Origin of the sequence: Arthrobacter sp. KBS0703 (genome assembly GCF_002008315.2) — a bacterium.
GTDB lineage: Bacteria > Actinomycetota > Actinomycetes > Actinomycetales > Micrococcaceae > Arthrobacter.
The window spans coordinates 3,659,827-3,676,427 of sequence record NZ_MVDG02000001.1; the positions used below are offsets into that span (position 1 = coordinate 3,659,827).

Genomic DNA, 16,601 nt, shown 5'->3' on the forward strand with positions numbered 1-16,601 from the left:
GCGGACGTCACAGTCCCGTGGCATCGACGGGCCTAGCCGACGCGATCACGGCAACCTCTTGGGTAAGCAGCTGGCGGAAGGTTAGGGCTTCACGCTCTCAACGAACTTTTCCGAATGCCAGCCTGACGTAACGATGGTTATCGGCGTTCTAAAATTCGTGGGGGAGTGGCTTCAAGAGGGGCTGTTTCCTGCCCTCGTTCGTGGCGTTTCTGCACGGACTGCGGGGGTCAGAACTGCTCGGCCAGTGCCCGGTTTACGGCGGGGATGTCCAGGAAGGCAGGGTCAAAAGGCGCATCGGAGCCGGCTATCTCGGCCACCCAGGCGCAGTGTTCGACGTGGTTCGGATGCGACGGGTCGGCCAGGGCATCCATGATCTCCTCGTATCCGGGAAAACCTCCGGAGTCTTCCAGCGGGCCCCGGCGGGCGCCGTCGATCAGTCGGGCCGGCGGACTGTCTCCGTCCGCGTGCCGGCGGGAAACCAGCTCGAGCCGGTGGAGCCAGCTGTCGCCAAAGTCGTATTCATAAAGGGCTGCGCCAGAACCCAGGGCGAGCAGCTGATCCAGGGAGCCCTCCTCCTCGGGCCTGTCCTCCCGTTCCTCACACACCTGCCGCGGAAGCCACTGCAGGACCTCAGGAATCTCACCGTTGACCGGGCGCAGCGGCGCGAACGGGTCGTTGGTGACAAACCTGTGCAGGTGCGCGTCCTCCCAGCCAAAGGCTGCCTGCAGTATCTGGTGTAGCTGGCTCAGAGCCAGGGAGCCCGGGAGCTCGAACAGGCGCCAAAATGTCAGGCACGCTGTCGACCAGCTCTACGCGAACCTCCAGGACAGAGTCCTGTCCAGCCCCGGTCCCGGCCTCAGATTTGTCCATGCAGCCCATTCTTACAGGCCTCACTGCCCTTGTACTCAGACGGGGTGCCCCCCCCGCCGCGGCCCATAGCCCGCCGAGAGGTCCGTTATCGGCGTTCGTTTTTGAGTGTGGCTCGATGGGAGATTCGGCCATCGGGGCGCCTGTAAACGGCCTCCTATTCACCTCGGCGTCCGCGGGCGTAAACGGCTCACGTTTGCGAATGGGACCCGGTTATGGATTTTCCGGCAAGCGGCCAGACAACGCCTGGACTGCCTCGGCGATGCCTATGTCTTCTCGTTCAACCTCTTCCATGAAGAGGCGACCGGCCGTTATGAGACCGTCCTCACTCTCGAAGATCGTCACGCCGCGCATGCGGAAGGGCTGCCCGTCAGTGTGCGTGCCGGTCCAAGTCCATTCGCTCCACGTAGCATTGCCGTCGTCCACCGAGCGGACCACTTCTGCGTGAAAATCGGGAATGCCGGCGAACATGGCTGCCCAGTTCGCGTGCATCTGCGCCCGACCCACGAAGGCCCTGGCCGGGTGGGCCGGTTGCACACTCTTGTATGACTCATGGAATAACCCGGCCGCTGACTCGAGGTCGTGGTTATTGAAGGCAGCCATCAGTCTTTGGATAACCTCGCTCACCTGATTACTCCTCCCCGCCGGGCGGGGTCGCGCCACCGTCTGGCGCCCGAAAGGTTCCCGGCAACATCCTCGGATGCGTTAATTCTCCGCTACTACTACGGCCAGGGAGCCACCCCAACGGCTCCTAATTCCCAGCCGAGCAGAACCCGAATTGACCCCAGCCGTGGACCGCTCAAAATCACTCTAGTGGTCAGGCTGCAAGGGCTGGTCCAGGCCTGGGCATCACCCATCAAGGAAGTCGGCCGATGGCTCATTCCTTCGTCGCATTCGAGGCCAGCGCAACATTAGTTCTGCAGAAGCGGGAGTCAGGTTTTCAAGGCATGCTTCAGATGCCGCCCGACGCTTCCGATCTCGCTTCGATACGGCAGGATCACTGCTTGCGAAGCCCATCAAGTCGCGTCGGCAGTCAGGGCTGGCTCTGCACGTTCTGCCGATTAACCGCTGCAAATTTCCTAAGTGAACGAAAGGCCGGTTATCGGCGTTTGAAGAAGCTTGAAATCCCGAGGAGATACCGGCGTTCCACGGTCGGAACCGCGATCGGAAATGCCCCCTTCCGCAGCGGATCCGGCGGGCCCGGAGAGCCCTCTTTTCCGGACCCTTCAGACGTCCGATCGACCCACCGTTGCCGTTTTCCGCGGGAAGTTGACGAACGACTGTCCCGCGCGTATGACGGGCCGTATCAGGTCAATTGCGGGCCGTTCCCCACAGCCCGCCCGTTGGAAGGATAAGGAAATGGCGGTTGCAGTCATCATGTAATTCAACGGCGCCACACTGGAACAATACGACCAGGTCATTGAAAAAATGGGACTCTCCCGGGGCGGCCCGGGCCCGGCCGGCGCACTGTCCCACTGGGTAGTCGCGACGGACAACGGCATACTCGTAACGGATCTCTGGAAGTCCCGGGAGCTGTATGACGCCTTCGCACGGGACCAGATCGGGCCCTATAGCGCAGAAGCTGGTATTCCCGAGCAGCCGAAAATCACCTATTACGACGCCTACAACTACTTCACGCAGGGCGCAGACGCCTGAGCACCACGGAACGGACTTGCCGAGGCTCGGCTTTATCCTCGCGGTGGTTTCGCATCCGCGACGAGGACACCGGCAGTCTTCAAGGCACGGTCAGTCAGGCCCCGCAGGAGGAATCCACTCAATAGCGGCGAGAACGCCGCTGGCCGTGTTCCGCCTCATCTTTAACGTGCACCGCGTCCGCGAGCTCCGAACAACTCTGCACCAAGGACGTAGTCCCACTCGGCAAAAGTTTCAGCGGTCGCCGCAGCCCCCAAGATCTGTGTGGGAGTTGCGATGACCTGGCCAAGGCAGGGGTCAAGGATCAGATTCAGAAGATTGGGTATAGACAGCCATTCCCGGTGGTCCCGGAAATACAGCGGAAGCCTCTCATCGCTGTCAGCTAACAACGGGGCGGGTGAAAGCCTTGCACCAAGGATGCCGGGCAGTGAGGCAACGGTGAATGTCTGGACCCCGCGGGGCCGTTGCCATATCGTTGGGGAACCGATCAAAGCCGATCGGAGGTCTCCGCATCGGAGGTGAATAATGGGCATTATCTCGTCTGGTTTTCACGGAAAACGGCGGACCGGCAATGCAGCGATACCACCCGGTCAACACGAGACGGGCACCTTTCCCGTATTGACGGCGGGCCCTGCACCTTATGTCGCCAGGGCAGACTGGGAATTCTTCATTACAACCGAGGCGGGGCAGCGCCACGCGTGGTCCTGGGACGCATTCATGGCACTACCGCAGGTTGATATCCGGACCGATATTCACTGCGTCACCAGCTGGTCCAAGCTGGGCACTTCGTGGCGCGGGGTATCCCTGGACACTTTGTTCGAGGACGTGGAAACAGCGTCCGAATTCACGACGGCCCACTCCTACGGCGGCTATACGACCAACGTTCCGCTGCGGGACCTTCTTGGCGGCAAGGCGTGGGTGGCCTGGGAATTCGACGGTGAGCCACTGGAACGGGCCCACGGTGGACCGGCCCGCCTGCTGGTGCCCCATTTGTACCTTTGGAAGAGCGCGAAGTGGATCAACGGCATCGAGCTGATGCGGGAGGACATTCCCGGTTTCTGGGAATCGAATGGTTACCACATGCACGGCGATCCGTGGCGCGAGGAGCGCTACTCATGAGGGCGCCCGCATGAGCACGCTCTGGCGTGTCGCCGAGGTCGTCAGCGGCGTTCCTGAGTCGGAAACTTCCAGAACCATCGGGCTAAGGGTCGACGGTTTGAACGGCAGCCTCGCCGGCCAGCACATCGATATCCGGCTCACGGCCGACGACGGGTACACCGCCGTACGGTCCTACTCCGTCGCTACAGCCGGCATGGACGAAATCCTGGAGATCACGGTCGATGAATTGACCGACGGGGAAGTCTCCCCTTACCTGGTCAGGGACCTGATGGTCGGCGATCAATTGGAAATACGGGGGCCGGTGGGTGGTTGGTTCGTCTGGCGGCCGACGGACACGAACACTGTTCAGCTGATCGCCGGAGGGTCCGGCATCGTGCCGCTCATGTCCATGATCCGGGCGCATGAGGCATCGGAGAATCCGTCACCGTTCCGGCTTCTGTATTCCCTCAAATCGCCGGAGGCGGGGTTCTATCGGGAGGAGCTGCTTACTCTGAGCCGGGAGTCCCCCAAACTCACGGTCGACTACGTCTACACCCGCAAAGTTCCCCCGGGCTGGGCGGGTGCTCCGAAGCGGCTCACGGCCGAAACGTTGCTGGCGACCGTCCTGCCGGCGGAGGCTGGCCCCGACATATTCATCTGTGGTCAGACGATGTTTGTCGAAACGGTCGCAGGATGGCTCGTGCAGGCGGGCTACCCGGCCACCTCGATCAAGACCGAACGCTTCGGCGGAACTGGAGGACTCCGGTGACTGGCATAAGCGGATTGCCCTCCCAAGGCGCCGAGGACCCGCACGTCGAGGACCCGCGCGTCGAGGACCATGACATCGCCGGAATCGCGGGTAATCCGATACCTCATCTGGACGGAAACGCGGCGGCAGGGCCTCTGTGGGAACTGTTCCGCATCGACATCATCGCAGCGATCGGACGGTGCAAAAACTGCGGCGCCGTCCGGGTCTTCGGGGAGGCGGCAGTCTATGCCGACGCCCCGGGAATCGTTGTGCGCTGCAGTTCCTGCGACGGCGTCCTTCTGCGACTCGTGGAGACTCCCACCAGCTACTGGCTCGATGTAAGCGGACTCAGCTACCTCCAAATCGACCGAGAGGGCTAGGGCTTGGCCAGAAAGCACTGCTCCACCCAGGGGCCTGAAATCCTTGCCGGTCGTAAGAGCCACCGGGCCGGGACCCTGGGTGACCGCCGCGTTGGAAGAAAACGGCTAGTTCTTCCGGGCCCGAGTGCGTACCAGCGCGGTGACGCCCGCGGCGAGGCCGAGCACGCCTGCTACCAGCCCCAACCGGCCTGCGGTTTCGCTGCCGCTGGACGAACCAGCCGGCGCCGTTGAGGCGGCAGGTGCCGCTTCCGGCGTCGCGGTTGCGGAGCCCGTGGCTTCGGCTGCGGTGGTGACGAAGGCGGGCGCCGGGTGGTGCTCCTTTTCTGCGGATGCTGACGCCGGCGCGGACGCCGGCGCGGACGCTGATGCGGACGCTGCGGCGTGATCGTGGCCGGCGTCTTCCGTATCGGCCCAGTTAACAGTGGTCCCGTCGGTGTAGCCCTGCACGGCGGGCAGCGTCACCGTGGTGCCGGCAGCCGGGAGCCGGCCAACCGAGAGCGTGAAGGTCTGGAATTCGTTCTGGCCGATCTGGTGGGCGGTGTCGGCGGTCCAGATCACGCTGGTAGGTGCCTTGGTCACTGTGGCCCCGTCAATCTCCACCGGCTTGGGCAGTGCAGTGCTGACAACCTGCGCCTTCCAGCCGTCGATCGGCTTGACCGAGACCGACGTCAGCGGGGTGTCGGTGGGGAGTTTGACCTCGAGCCGGTTGGTCTTGGCGGTCTCGGATTCATTCGGGACGCTGAAGGTCAGCTTGGTGAATCCGCCCTCGGCGGTCTTGGACGGATCGACGGTGACGTGAGCGGAAGCGGCCACGGCGCTGGCGGCCAGGAGCCCCGCCGTCATCGAGGCGGCGGCTGCGGTCTTCAGGGTACGGCGAAGGAAGCTATTCATGGCAGGTGTGCCTTTCACAAAGAAAAAATCATCAGGAACAGGCCCGCAGCATGGCGGGCGCCGGGAAGGAAGGTGGTGCGCGCCACCGTCGGTCCCTGTCCGTAGTGAAGGGTCCTGCTAGGCAGCCGGCGCCAGTCCGGGAGGTCCCCGCAGGGAGGGCAGGCGCAGAGCGGGGCTGGCCGGCGGGAGAATGGCCGGCGCACCGCAGGGGCCCGGGACACGGGCCGGAACGATGCCGACCGGCTGGGGCTGGCGGACCAAGGGGCGCAGCCAGGGGGCCACGACTCCCAGGGCCTGTTCTCCGCGGGCCATGACCAGTGCTGCGGCCAAGGTGGCGACAGCGTGGGCTACAAACATGAGGCCATCGGAGGCGGCTTCGTGGGCCGGTGCGGCACCGGCGAAGGCCTCCGCGGACACGACCATCCCGGAGTGCTGGGCATGGCCCGGCATCAGCTGCGGGGGCGCCGCCGCGGAGGACGCGGCCGACAATGCGTCGAAGGCCCAGTGCAGCCAGAGCTGCCCGGCACCCAGCAGGCCGGTAAGCGCGGGGAAGGTGAGCCGGAACCGCGTTAGTGCGGCCACCGGGACCATGGACACGGCGCAGAGCGCCGCGAGGATTGCCGGCTCCGGAAGCCGGCCGCCGGCGGCAAGGTGCCCGCCGGCGGAGAATCCCACAAGGATGGACCCGATCAGCGCGGTCCGGAAAAGCCGGAACGGGGCGCGAGGCAACATCGGCGGTCCTTTCCGGAAGATCAGCGGCGCGGGCGGCGGGGCCGGATTCAGGTGGTTCAATTCCGGCGCTGGCCCAATCTGGCAGTGGCTCAATTCTAGTCGCCCGCCGGGACCGCCCCAGCTTCTGCTGGCGATCATCACGCGCTGCCGGCCGGGTCCTGAGGTTTGGTCGTCAGGGCCCGTTCCCAGTGCTCGCGGCGGCTTCGTTGGGGGCCAGGCGACGCCGCACATAGGCACCCACCGCGATCAGGCAAGCCGCGAGCGCCATCCCTCCTGCGGCCACGCCCCAGGGGAATCCGGCCTCCTCCGCGGGCGTCTGGACGGGCGCCTGCGCTGCGGGCCGCGCAGTTCCGGATTGCCGGATACCGTTCGCCTGCCCGGCCGTGAAGATGAAGCTTCCCTCAATGGGGTGGGAGTCGGAGGACACCACGCGCCAAACAACCCTGTACCGGCCGGCGGGGGCACCGGCCTTGATGGCCTGGGCGACTTGGTTGTCCACGATAACCACGGGCCCGTCGGACTGGTTGGTGCCGCTTTCGTCGTTGACCAGGATCCGCGAGCCGATCGCGATCGGCGTCCTGTTGAATGTCAGCCGGACCATGCCCGGAACTGCGGCGACGACGGACCCGTCAGCAGGCTCCACCGTCTCAACGACGTCGTGCGCGGCCGCCGGCTGCGCCGCAGCCAAAGGGAAAACGGTCGCGCAGACGGCAAGGAGCAGACCTCCGATGGCCCAGCGCAGCCGCCACGTTCTGAACCGCGAGCCCATGGCACACCATCCTCCGTCGTCGGCCGAACATCCTGCCTCAGTTTATGACCCGGGGCCGGTTCGCGGACCACCTTTCCGGGGTGGCCATCATGACCATCTGCGGGCCCTGGCACAAGGTTTTCCCACGCTGCCCTGCCTACCGTCGGCATGTCACAGAAGCCTGCGCCCGGAGGGGAGGCACAGATGGATCTTCGCGGCTCACTGCGCCTTTTCCGTGCGGCCCTGGTTACGGGCATGACGATGTCGCTGGCCGCCGCCGGGCATGTGCTCGGCGGCGGAGCGCTTCCGGACCGGCGGCCACCGCCGTCCAGATGTGTATAAGAGACAGTCCTACTGGCGCCGGCGGCCTGGCTCGCCGGCCGGCAGCTGTCCTTCCTGACACTCTTGGGCGTGCTGGGAGCCGGGCAACTCATCCTGCACACGGCCTTCACGTCATTTAGCCGCGGAGCCGTGTGCCCGCCGTCGTTGGCCGGGCAGCCCCCGCACCACGGGGCTGCCCCGGGCGCCGGGTGTTCCACAACGGATTCCGTGGCCCTCTCCCTTCACACCGGAGAGGCCGCCGAGGCACCGGACATGACGGCCGGACATCTCCTTGCGCTGGTGTGTACAGCCTGGCTGCTCCACTAGGGCGAAGAGGCGCTGTGGCAGCTCCTGGCATGGCTCCGTCCGCTCGTGCAGCTCCCACGCCCCGCCGGGACCATGCCCGTCAGCCCCGAAGCCGCCATCTTCCACCTGGCATTCGTTCCCACGCCGCGGCGCAACCTTCGCCAGGACAGCCTTCGCGGGCCTCCTGCCAAGCTCCGCCCGTGCACCATGCCCTGACCTGCCTGCTCAGTCCTGGGGACCGGTGAACGGGATTCGCCTACCCACCATCCCCAAGCACTGTCCGCCGCCGTGAGTGCGGCAGCCCCCGCGAAAGGCAAGAATCATGAACTTCCCGACTACACGCACGCTGAAATCCGCCACCGTCCTGGCCACCGCAGCCGGCCTCATGGCCCTGGGCGCCGGCGCGGCCTCGGCCCACGTCAGAGTGGATCCGGCCTCAACCTCCGCCGGCGGCTTCTCCCAGCTGACATTCAAAGTTCCCAACGAGTCCGAGACCGCCAAGACCACCAAACTGACCGTCACGCTGCCCACCGGGACACCGTTCACCTCGGTGTCGGTCAAGCCCATGGAAGGCTGGACGGCCAAGGTCACCGAAGCCAAACTTCCGGCCCCCGTCACGGTCGACGGCGCGACGATCACGAAAGCCGCGTCCTCCGTCATCTGGACGGCAGACCAGGCCCATCAGCTTGGACAGCACGAGTACCAGACGTTCTCGATCTCGGTTGGCAGGCTCCCTGCCGCGGGCACCACGGTGGCCCTGCCGGCGGCGCAGACCTACTCCGACGGGACGGTGGTGAACTGGAATGAGCCCGAGGCTGCCGGCCAGGCTGAACCCGACCACCCGGTTCCCGCTTTCGTCACCACGGCCGCCGCTGATGAACACGGCCATGGCGCGAGCGCCGGCACTGCTGCTGCGGACACGACTGCGGCGGACGCGAAGGTCGCCGATGCAACGGCGGCGTCTGCCACCGCGCCCGTCTCGGCCGCACCGGACAACACCTTCGGCACTGTCTCTTATACACATCTAGATGTGTATAAGCGGCCGGCCTCCTCGGCCTCGCCGCCGGGAGCGCCGCCCTCATCCGGACGCGCACCCCGCGGAAGAACTGTCTCTTATACACATCTAGATGTGTATAAGAGACAGGCCCTGGCGTGACCCGCCCGGAGGCTCAAACAGGGCCCTGCCTAGGACGCAGTGACCACCAGCGCCACGCTGTGTCCGCCGAAGCCGAACGCATTGACGAGGCCCGCCGTCGCGGTGCTGCCGCTGACGGTTCCGGTGATGACGTTGAGGTCCACCTCGGGGTCGACGCGGCCCAGGTTGTACGTGCCGGGAAGGTCGCCGGTCCGGAGGGCCTGGAGCGTGGCGATGGCACCCAGTGCGCCGGCGCCGCCGAGCAGGTGCCCGGTCAGCGACTTCGTGGACGTCACCGGCACCGCGGTGCCGATCACCGCCCGGATGGCCTGCGCTTCCAGCCTGTCGCCCACCGGAGTGGACGTCGCGTGGGCGTGCACAAATCCGATGTCCGCCCCGCTGAGGTCCGCCGAGGCGAGCGCCTTCTCCATGACCCTGCGCTGCATGTCCGGGTCGGCCGCCACAATATCGCTGGCGTCCGAGGTCACGGCGCCACCGGCTATGGCACCCAGGACCTCCGCGCCGCGCGCCCGGGCATGGTCTTCGCTCTCCAGCACCAGGATGCCGGCGCCTTCCGCGATGACGAAGCCGTCACGGTCCCGGTCAAACGGACGCGACGCCCCCTGCGGGTCGTCGTTGCGGGTGGAGAGGGCCCTGATCTGGGAGAAGCCGCTGATGATGAGGTCGTTGACGCACGCGTCAACGCCGCCGGCAATCACGACGTCGGCCGCTCCGGACCGGATCATCTCGGCACCTTGCGCGATTGCCTCGGCGCCGGACGCGCAGGCGCTGACGGGGGTGCGTGCCCCGCCGCGGGCGCCAAGATCGATGGAAACCCAGGCGGACGGGCCGTTGACCATGATCCGGGTCAGGGTGTGCGGCGAGACCTTCCGCGGACCGCCGGTGTCCAGCTCACGGGTCTGGGCGAGCGTGGTGTCCAGGCCCCCGTAGCCTGAACCGATCACCACGGCGAGCCGTTCGGGATCGACGTCGGGGGTTCCAGCCTGGGCCCAGGCCTCACGGGCCGCAACGAGCGCAAGCTGTCCGCAGCGGTCCATCCGCTTGAGCTCGCGGGTAGTCAGCAGGGACGCCAGATCGGCCGTGACGCGTCCCGCGATCCGCACCGGCAGGGCGTGGGCCCAGGCCTCGCTCAGGGCGGCGATGCCCGAACGCCCGGCCAGCATTGAGGTCCAGGTTTCGGGAACCGTGGCGCCGAGGGGGTTGAGCGAGCCCATGCCGGTAACGACGGCCCGGGATGAAACTGCAGACATGGCACACCTTGCTTCCAGGAACCGGACCTGACGCCCGGCGTTAGACAATTCGGCACCGCTCAGCCGACCGGAACACCGCCCCGGCCCGGAGGACCGGACAACCCCGGGTTCCATGGAGTATTCGGATCCGTGGGGCCGGCGGATGGCCGCAGCGGCTACTTGGCGGGGTTGTGCGTTCCGATCGGCACGAGCGTGAGGTCGGGGTGGTTCTTCTCGATGCGGCGCAGTGCCCAGACGTCGTTGAACAGGGCGAGGTATTCGCCGTCGGACCGCAGCAGCACCTCAGCGCCGATCACGTTGGCCAGCGTGGGCATGGCGTCCGCCGTCGAGATCCTTGCCATGGAATACGGGAGTCGTTCCAGCCGCATGGGTGCGCTGAAGTCGTGGGCCATGCGGTCCTCCACCACTTCGAACTGCATGGGGCCGACGGCGGCAAGCACCGGCGCCTGGTCACCGCGGATGTCGGAGCGGAGCACCTGGATGACGCCCTCGTGCTCGAGCTGCTCGATGCCGCGGCGGAACTGCTTGAAGCGGCTGGGGTCCTTGGAACGGGCCACCTGGAAGTGTTCCGGAGCGAACAGCGGAATCGCGGGGAATTCCACCGGGTCCTCGAGGAAGAGGCTGTCGCCCACCCGCAGCGAGGACGCGTTGACCAGGCCAACCACGTCGCCGGGAAATGCCTCATCGATGACTTCGCGTTCGCGGCCGAACACCTGCTGCGCATACTTTGTGGCGAAGGACTTGCCAGTCCGCGTCTGGGTGACCACCATGCCGCGCTCGAACACGCCCGAGCAGACGCGGATGAAGGCGACGTGGTCGCGGTGGGCCTTGTTCATGCCGGCCTGGACCTTGAAGACAAATCCGGCGAAGGGCGCGTCCACAGGCCGGAGCCCAACACCTGTCTCTTATACACATCTAGATGTGTATAAGAGACAGCCACCAGGGCGTCCAGGATCTCCTTGACGCCGAAGTTCAGCGCCGCGGAGCTGAACAGGATGGGCGTGGCCTTGCCCGCGTGGAAGGCGTCGACGTCGAATTCAAGGTTGGATTCGATGACCAGTCCGGCTTCGTCCACGGCGTTGGACCAGTCGTCCCCCTGGTTGGCGGCGGCTTCCTCCGGGGTGAAGTACTCGGTGAGGGCGATGTTGGCGCCGGCGTTGTTGCGCTGGAACCGGGCAAAGCGGTCGTTGCGCAGGTCCCACACGCCGCGGAAGTCACCGGAGATGCCCACGGCCCATGTCAGCGGCATGGGCTGGAGGCCGGTGCGTTCGGTGATTTCGTCCATCAGCGCCAGCGCGTCAAGGCCCGGGCGGTCCCACTTGTTGATGACCGTGATGATGGGCAGGTTCCGCTGTTTGCAGACCTCGAAGAGTTTCATGGTCTGGGTTTCCAGGCCCTTCGCCGCATCCACGAGCATCACTGCGCAGTCGACGGCGGCCAGCACCCGGTAGGTGTCCTCCGAGAAGTCCGCGTGGCCGGGGGTGTCCAGCAGGTTGATTACGGTGTCGCGGTAGGAGAACTGGAGCGCCGCGGAGCTGATGGAAATGCCGCGGTCCTTCTCCATCTGCATCCAGTCCGAGACAGTCTCCTTGCGGTTGGCCTTTCCGCTGGAGGCTCCCGCCGTGCCGATGACCTTGGCGTGCAGGGCGAGGGCCTCGGTGAGCGTGGACTTGCCGGCGTCCGGATGTGAGATGACAGCGAACGTCCGGCGTCGGCCCGCCTGCTTGTGAATCTCATGGACTCGGGCGGGGCTGAGGACTTCTTGGGACACGGTGCTACTTTCGCTGCGATCCGCGGAGGATCCTGGTTTTCGGAAATATGTGCGGGGGCCTGAAAGGTCAGAAGCCCTGATGAATCTGGGGCTCAGGAGAATTCAGCTTCCGGGTGGCGGCGGTGACTCGCCAGCCAAGGCTTCAAGTTTATCGCAGGGCCGGAAACCGTGCGGAAGGCGGGCCCAAAGTGGCCGTCCGCCGGCCGCCGCCGGAGGCACTTCGGGGGGCTTCCCGGCAGACGTTCGACGGGGCACTTTGAGGCTTGTCCGTGCGGTTCTTGGGGTAATGTACGTCTAGGATGGTGCATGCGGGAAACCGAGTACTTTTGATCCTGCCGGCAGACTCCTGAAAACCGGCATACCTGCAGGGCCGCCCTGCACCTTTGAAGGGAATGTCTATGGCTCGCAGCCCTGAAGAATCGCTGAAAGCGACTTTGGGTAGGGTGGCCCCGGGAACCCCGCTGCGGGACGGCCTGGAACGCATTCTCCGCGGACGCACCGGCGCATTGATTGTACTGGGATCGGACCGGACCATCGAATCGATCTGCTCCGGCGGCTTCGACATCGGCATCGATTTCTCCCCCACGCGGCTGCGCGAGCTGGCCAAGATGGACGGCGCCATCATCTGCGACAAGGACGCCGGGAACATCCTCCGCGCCGCGGTCCAGCTGGTTCCCGATTCAAGCATCGAAACGCAGGAATCCGGCACCCGCCACAGGACCGCAGAACGCGTGGCCATCCAGACCGGCGTCCCGGTGATCTCCGTAAGCCAGTCCATGCAGATCATCGCCCTCTACGTGAACGGGCTGCGGCACGTGCTGGAGGGCTCCGAGAAGGTTCTCGCCCGCGCCAACCAGGCCCTCGCCACGCTGGAACGCTACCGGTCCCGGCTGGACCAGGTCACGAGTTCGCTCTCCGCCCTGGAAATCGAGGCCATGGTGACCGTGCGCGACGTCGCCGTCACGCTGCAGCGCCAGGAAATGGTGCGCCGGATCTCGGAGGAGATTTCCCAGTATGTGCTGGAGCTCGGCGAGGACGGCAGGCTCCTGTCCCTCCAGCTGGACGAACTCACGGTGGGCCGCGGGCCGGGCAGCGACATCATCATCCGCGACTACGCCGGGCCGAATGCGTCGCCCGAGGACATCGACGGTGCGGTCAGTGCCCTGCTCAGCCTGGGCCCCACCGAGCTGATCGACCTCGGCAAGATCGCCGGGATCATCGGGTTCGCCGGCGGAGTGGACACGCTCGACGCCGTCGTCCAGCCGCGGGGCTACCGCCTGCTGTCCGGGCTGAAGGCCGTCCCGAAGGCCGTGGCGGACCGGCTCGTGGACCACTTTGGCGGGCTGCAGCACCTCATGGCCGCGAGCATCGACGACCTCATGACCGTGGACGGCATCGGCGACCAGCGTGCCCGCACGGTGCGCGAGGGGCTCAGCCGGATGGCCGAAGCCAGCCTCCTCGACCGCTTCCTCTAAACCCGCGTCAGCTCAGCTGGAAGACGGCCGGCGGGCTGACCTTGGCGCCGAGCTTGGCGATGAACACGTAGTATCCGCTGCCGGCGGCGGACCCCTCCGCGATCTTGGCGCAGCCCTGCACCGAGCGGCTGCGCGGCCACGGGAAGTTCGCCGTCTCGCTCCTGCCCGGGGCGATGGACTTGACGAGGTCGTTGCTGGAGGCCTGGCAGTCACCGGAGGAGAAGATCCGGTCCGAGCCGCTGGTGACCAGGAACTGCATCTGCGACGTGCCGATGTTCACCTTGCACGGCAGTTTGCCGCCGTTCGTGACCTTGAGGGTCAATATCGGCTTTTCGTCCGGGCCGTAGGAAGCCTTGTTCGTGGCGGCAGTAACGGTCACGAGCTTCTGGTCACAGGCGGGTGAGGCCGACGGCGTGGCGGAGGGGGTCGCGGACGGCGCCCCCGCAGTCTGCCCGCCGCTCGGCTGCGAGGTACTTCCGCCCTCCGTGGCGGCTACCTGCTCCGTCTGGGCGTTGACCGCGGCGGACACTGTGGCAATCCCGCCGGCGATCAGTCCCAGGACCAGCAGCAGCGCTCCCCCGGCGAACAGGCGACGACGCCGGTACACTGCCGGGCTCGGCTTCCGCACAGTCCGGGAGCCCGGACCGGCAGACTTTTTTCCCGCTGTTCTTCCGGCCGGCGCCTTTGCTGCCGGTTTCTTCTTCATCGCCGATTTCTGCACCGGAACCCGGCCCGCGCCGGATGTCGGATCGTCTTGCCTACCCATCCTCCTAGGCTAGAGAACGGCCGGGGTTTATGGGGTTCCACCACGCCGGGCCCGGGACCAGCCATGTTCAATTCGTTGTTCAATTTCCCGTGACAACTGTCAGCAGGCTTACTAAAATTGAATCCCGGTTACCACTTACCGGGCCTAGTAGGAGAGGACCATTGATGGAAAATCATGTGTCTGTCGGTCACCTTGAACGCGTCCTGCTGCCGCTGACTTTTGGAAAGCACCAGAGCCACGGAACGGAGTTCACAGTTCTCGCCGTTGAGATTTGGAACACCGGCATCGTGGTCAACCTGCACCTTGCATCCACCAACGGCTCGGAGCCCAACACCCCGGAAATTGCCATCCACGATCACTTCGGCACGGAGTACCGGCTGGATCAGGTTGCCACCATTGGCGCCCGTCAGCTGCAGTTCTTTGCTCCGTCGATTCCCGAGGGAACGCGGAGCCTGACCATCCGCTGCGCGGATCCGGACGGTGCCAGCTTTGTGGTCGCGCTTGCGGTGCCGGCCGCCAACGGCCGGGGAGGCGAGACGCTTCACGGCCATGTGAAACGCCTGCCCGCACGGCCCAACGGAACTCGGCCCAACGGAATGGAACCGGACATACATCAGGAAGCCAGCTGACAATCCGGGCCCCGGCATGGCCGGACCGGATTTCAACTAGAGTGTTGGCATCAAAACCAAAACCGTTTCCTCCCCCGCGTCCACGGACGCCCCTGCCGGACTAGGGCTGCCGGCGATCCACCGCGCCCTGGAGAACTGGTTCGGGGACGAAGCCCGCGACCTGCCCTGGAGATCGCCCGACTGCTCTCCGTGGGGTGTGCTGGTGAGCGAAATAATGCTCCAGCAGACCCCCGTAGTGCGGGTGCTCCCGGTCTGGGAAGAGTGGCTGCGGCGCTGGCCCGAACCCGCTGACCTGGCCGGAGAACCGGCAGGTGAAGCGGTCCGCGCGTGGGGCCGCCTCGGCTACCCCCGGCGTGCCCTCCGGTTGCACGGCGCGGCCACTGCGATCGTTCAGGACCACGGCGGGGAGGTTCCCGGGGGCTACGCCGAGCTGCTCAGCCTCCCGGGCGTGGGCGGTTACACCGCGGCCGCCGTCGCCGCCTTTGCCTTCGGGCGGCGCGAAACAGTGGTGGACACCAACATCCGGCGCGTCCACGCGCGGCTCTTTTCGGGCAGCGCACTGCCCGCTCCGGCGCTGACGGCTGCGGAAATGCGGCTGGCCGCCGCACTGTTGCCGGACGACGTCGGCAGTTCCGTCCGTTGGAACGCCTCAGTCATGGAACTGGGGGCGCTGGTCTGCACCTGTCTCTTATACACATCTAGATGTGTATAAGAGACAGGCCCTGCACCTTTGAAGGGAATGTCGGCGGGCGAGCCGCCGCCGTCGTACACGCCCAAGGGCCAGGCCTGGCACGGCACTGACCGCCAGGTCCGCGGCGGCGTGATGGCCGTCCTGCGGCTGGCCGACGCGCCGGTGCCGGCGGAGATGTTCCGGCATGGGCGAGCCCAAATCCCTGTCTCTTATACACATCTAGATGTGTATAAGAGACAGGCGTCCCGCTCGCCGCGCTGCACCGCCTGAACTGCCCTCCCGAGCAGCTGGAGCGGGCGCTGGCAGGGCTTCTGGCGGACGGCCTCGCCGAGCAGCATCAGGGCGGGTACAGGCTGCCCGCGTAGCTGCACATCTGGCGGACGGGCCCCGGCCGGGGCTTGTGGGGGCCGCCCTTTGATCTCGAATTGGCAGTCGTTCCAGTGGCAGGGGTAACGATGTCTGCACCAGTTTTTGCCTCCGGGTCCGCGCGGCACTGAGCCGGATTTACGCTGAAGTATGGGCAAGGCAGGGGTACTTCTGGCCACAGTTGCGACGACCGTACTCGTCTCCGGATGCCACATGTTCGAGGTGGCCTGTCCCGCGATCGCCCAGGCCTCAGGCGTGTCGGTCACGGTGGCGGCAAGCTACGCCCCTGCGGTGAAGGCCCTCCACGTCAAGGCCTGCCAGGAGGGAGTGTGCCGGGAGAATGACCTGACGCTGGTGGCCGGCAGCATTTCCGTGGACCTGGGCTGCGAGCCCGCCGTGCCGCCCGATGTTCCGAGGCGCGGCTTTCCAGGCCCAGATGTTCCGGAGCAGGACGGCCGCGGACCGGACCGCCCGTGCTCAGCCACGGCCTCGCCGGACGGCACCAAGCGGGGCATGCTCATGCTGGACGTCCTGACGGAGTCGCCGATAGACGTTACGGCCACGGGAACCTCCATCGACGGCAGCCCCCTGCCCGCGCGCACCCTGCGCTTCACTCCGCGGGGCGACTACCCGTTCGGCCAACCGTGCGGGCGGTTTATCTCCGCTTCCGTGGTGTTGGATGAGGCCGGGCTCCGCCAGGACCGCTAGGCTGCCGGGCCCCTTCAGCTGTTGGGACGCATGGCTGTTGGGCCA

At 66.1% G+C, this 16,601-nt stretch carries 16 protein-coding genes and 2 pseudogenes; 10 read left to right on the forward strand and 8 right to left on the reverse strand.

Annotated features, from left to right (window positions below; all coding sequences use genetic code 11):
• Positions 1-227 precede the first annotated feature (227 nt).
• Positions 228-791 (reverse strand): plasmid pRiA4b ORF-3 family protein, encoded by a 564-nt coding sequence (locus B1A87_RS17005; RefSeq protein ID WP_313902510.1) that lies wholly within the window; start codon positions 789-791, stop codon positions 228-230.
• Positions 792-1,080: 289 nt separating this feature from the next.
• Positions 1,081-1,494: a nuclear transport factor 2 family protein gene (locus B1A87_RS17010; protein WP_078027396.1), complete on the reverse strand. Its 414-nt coding sequence runs from the start codon at positions 1,492-1,494 to the stop codon at positions 1,081-1,083.
• Positions 1,495-2,295: 801 nt separating this feature from the next.
• Here B1A87_RS17010 and B1A87_RS17015 point away from each other — a divergent pair.
• The 4 genes from B1A87_RS17015 to B1A87_RS23335 all read left to right on the forward strand — a co-directional run bounded on the left by B1A87_RS17015 (position 2,296) and on the right by B1A87_RS23335 (position 4,746).
• On the forward strand, positions 2,296-2,523 hold the full coding sequence (locus B1A87_RS17015) for a hypothetical protein (protein ID WP_221937591.1): 228 nt from the start codon (positions 2,296-2,298) through the stop codon (positions 2,521-2,523).
• Positions 2,524-3,045: 522 nt separating this feature from the next.
• A complete protein-coding gene (locus tag B1A87_RS17020; RefSeq protein ID WP_078027397.1) occupies positions 3,046-3,639 on the forward strand; it encodes a sulfite oxidase-like oxidoreductase in 594 nt (197 codons plus the stop codon).
• A 10-nt stretch (positions 3,640-3,649) separates the two neighbouring features.
• Complete coding sequence (locus B1A87_RS17025) at positions 3,650-4,387, forward strand: ferredoxin reductase (protein ID WP_078027398.1); 738 nt, start codon at positions 3,650-3,652, stop codon at positions 4,385-4,387.
• Positions 4,384-4,746: a DUF6510 family protein gene (locus B1A87_RS23335; RefSeq protein WP_260680910.1), complete on the forward strand. Its 363-nt coding sequence runs from the start codon at positions 4,384-4,386 to the stop codon at positions 4,744-4,746. The genes B1A87_RS17025 and B1A87_RS23335 overlap by 4 nt, the downstream gene beginning before the upstream one ends.
• A gap of 105 nt (positions 4,747-4,851) precedes the next feature.
• Here the strand turns inward: B1A87_RS23335 and B1A87_RS17035 are convergent, their stop codons facing one another.
• From B1A87_RS17035 to B1A87_RS17045, 3 genes are all read right to left on the reverse strand, one after another.
• Positions 4,852-5,637, reverse strand: a complete 786-nt coding sequence (locus B1A87_RS17035; protein WP_078027399.1) for a YcnI family protein — start codon at positions 5,635-5,637, stop codon at positions 4,852-4,854.
• Positions 5,638-5,754: 117 nt separating this feature from the next.
• Positions 5,755-6,369: a hypothetical protein gene (locus B1A87_RS17040; protein ID WP_078027518.1), complete on the reverse strand. Its 615-nt coding sequence runs from the start codon at positions 6,367-6,369 to the stop codon at positions 5,755-5,757.
• 172 nt (positions 6,370-6,541) lie between these two features.
• Positions 6,542-7,138, reverse strand: a complete 597-nt coding sequence (locus B1A87_RS17045; RefSeq protein ID WP_078027400.1) for a copper resistance CopC family protein — start codon at positions 7,136-7,138, stop codon at positions 6,542-6,544.
• 147 nt (positions 7,139-7,285) lie between these two features.
• Between B1A87_RS17045 and B1A87_RS23120 the strand changes: the two genes are divergently transcribed.
• A complete protein-coding gene (locus B1A87_RS23120) occupies positions 7,286-7,459 on the forward strand; it encodes a hypothetical protein (protein ID WP_185982353.1) in 174 nt (57 codons plus the stop codon).
• 607 nt (positions 7,460-8,066) lie between these two features.
• Positions 8,067-8,900: a YcnI family protein gene (locus B1A87_RS17050; protein ID WP_144275854.1), complete on the forward strand. Its 834-nt coding sequence runs from the start codon at positions 8,067-8,069 to the stop codon at positions 8,898-8,900.
• Between the two features lie 29 nt (positions 8,901-8,929).
• Here B1A87_RS17050 and B1A87_RS17055 read toward each other — a convergent pair whose 3' ends face one another.
• Positions 8,930-10,150, reverse strand: a complete 1,221-nt coding sequence (locus B1A87_RS17055; protein WP_078027403.1) for a beta-ketoacyl synthase — start codon at positions 10,148-10,150, stop codon at positions 8,930-8,932.
• 155 nt (positions 10,151-10,305) lie between these two features.
• A pseudogene (locus B1A87_RS17060) lies at positions 10,306-11,921 on the reverse strand (peptide chain release factor 3).
• 398 nt (positions 11,922-12,319) lie between these two features.
• Between B1A87_RS17060 and disA the strand changes: the two are divergent.
• On the forward strand, positions 12,320-13,396 hold the full coding sequence (gene disA / locus B1A87_RS17065; RefSeq protein WP_078027405.1) for a DNA integrity scanning diadenylate cyclase DisA: 1,077 nt from the start codon (positions 12,320-12,322) through the stop codon (positions 13,394-13,396).
• Positions 13,397-13,403: 7 nt separating this feature from the next.
• Here the strand turns inward: disA and B1A87_RS17070 are convergent, their stop codons facing one another.
• Positions 13,404-14,162 (reverse strand): hypothetical protein, encoded by a 759-nt coding sequence (locus tag B1A87_RS17070; RefSeq protein WP_144275855.1) that lies wholly within the window; start codon positions 14,160-14,162, stop codon positions 13,404-13,406.
• A gap of 176 nt (positions 14,163-14,338) precedes the next feature.
• On the opposite strand from B1A87_RS17070, the gene B1A87_RS17075 reads away from it, so the two are divergent.
• The 3 genes and pseudogenes from B1A87_RS17075 to B1A87_RS17085 all read left to right on the forward strand — a co-directional run bounded on the left by B1A87_RS17075 (position 14,339) and on the right by B1A87_RS17085 (position 16,556).
• Complete coding sequence (locus B1A87_RS17075; RefSeq protein ID WP_078027406.1) at positions 14,339-14,791, forward strand: hypothetical protein; 453 nt, start codon at positions 14,339-14,341, stop codon at positions 14,789-14,791.
• A 196-nt stretch (positions 14,792-14,987) separates the two neighbouring features.
• Positions 14,988-15,847, forward strand: a pseudogene (locus B1A87_RS17080) (A/G-specific adenine glycosylase).
• Between the two features lie 151 nt (positions 15,848-15,998).
• Positions 15,999-16,556: a hypothetical protein gene (locus B1A87_RS17085; RefSeq protein ID WP_078027408.1), complete on the forward strand. Its 558-nt coding sequence runs from the start codon at positions 15,999-16,001 to the stop codon at positions 16,554-16,556.
• The last annotated feature ends 45 nt before the right edge of the window (positions 16,557-16,601 follow it).

Bases quoted from the DNA above. Each gene is read 5' to 3' on its own strand.
- B1A87_RS17015 (WP_221937591.1), top strand. From the start codon at position 2,296: ATGGGACTCTCCCGGGGCGGCCCGGGCCCGGCCGGCGCACTGTCCCAC.
- B1A87_RS17020 (WP_078027397.1), top strand. From the start codon at position 3,046: ATGGGCATTATCTCGTCTGGTTTTCACGGAAAACGGCGGACCGGCAAT.
- B1A87_RS17025 (WP_078027398.1), top strand. From the start codon at position 3,650: ATGAGCACGCTCTGGCGTGTCGCCGAGGTCGTCAGCGGCGTTCCTGAG.
- B1A87_RS17035 (WP_078027399.1), bottom strand. From the start codon at position 5,637: ATGAATAGCTTCCTTCGCCGTACCCTGAAGACCGCAGCCGCCGCCTCG.
- B1A87_RS17040 (WP_078027518.1), bottom strand. From the start codon at position 6,369: ATGTTGCCTCGCGCCCCGTTCCGGCTTTTCCGGACCGCGCTGATCGGG.
- B1A87_RS17045 (WP_078027400.1), bottom strand. From the start codon at position 7,138: ATGGGCTCGCGGTTCAGAACGTGGCGGCTGCGCTGGGCCATCGGAGGT.
- B1A87_RS23120 (WP_185982353.1), top strand. From the start codon at position 7,286: ATGTCACAGAAGCCTGCGCCCGGAGGGGAGGCACAGATGGATCTTCGC.
- B1A87_RS17050 (WP_144275854.1), top strand. From the start codon at position 8,067: ATGAACTTCCCGACTACACGCACGCTGAAATCCGCCACCGTCCTGGCC.
- B1A87_RS17055 (WP_078027403.1), bottom strand. From the start codon at position 10,150: ATGTCTGCAGTTTCATCCCGGGCCGTCGTTACCGGCATGGGCTCGCTC.
- disA (WP_078027405.1), top strand. From the start codon at position 12,320: ATGGCTCGCAGCCCTGAAGAATCGCTGAAAGCGACTTTGGGTAGGGTG.
- B1A87_RS17070 (WP_144275855.1), bottom strand. From the start codon at position 14,162: ATGGGTAGGCAAGACGATCCGACATCCGGCGCGGGCCGGGTTCCGGTG.
- B1A87_RS17085 (WP_078027408.1), top strand. From the start codon at position 15,999: ATGGGCAAGGCAGGGGTACTTCTGGCCACAGTTGCGACGACCGTACTC.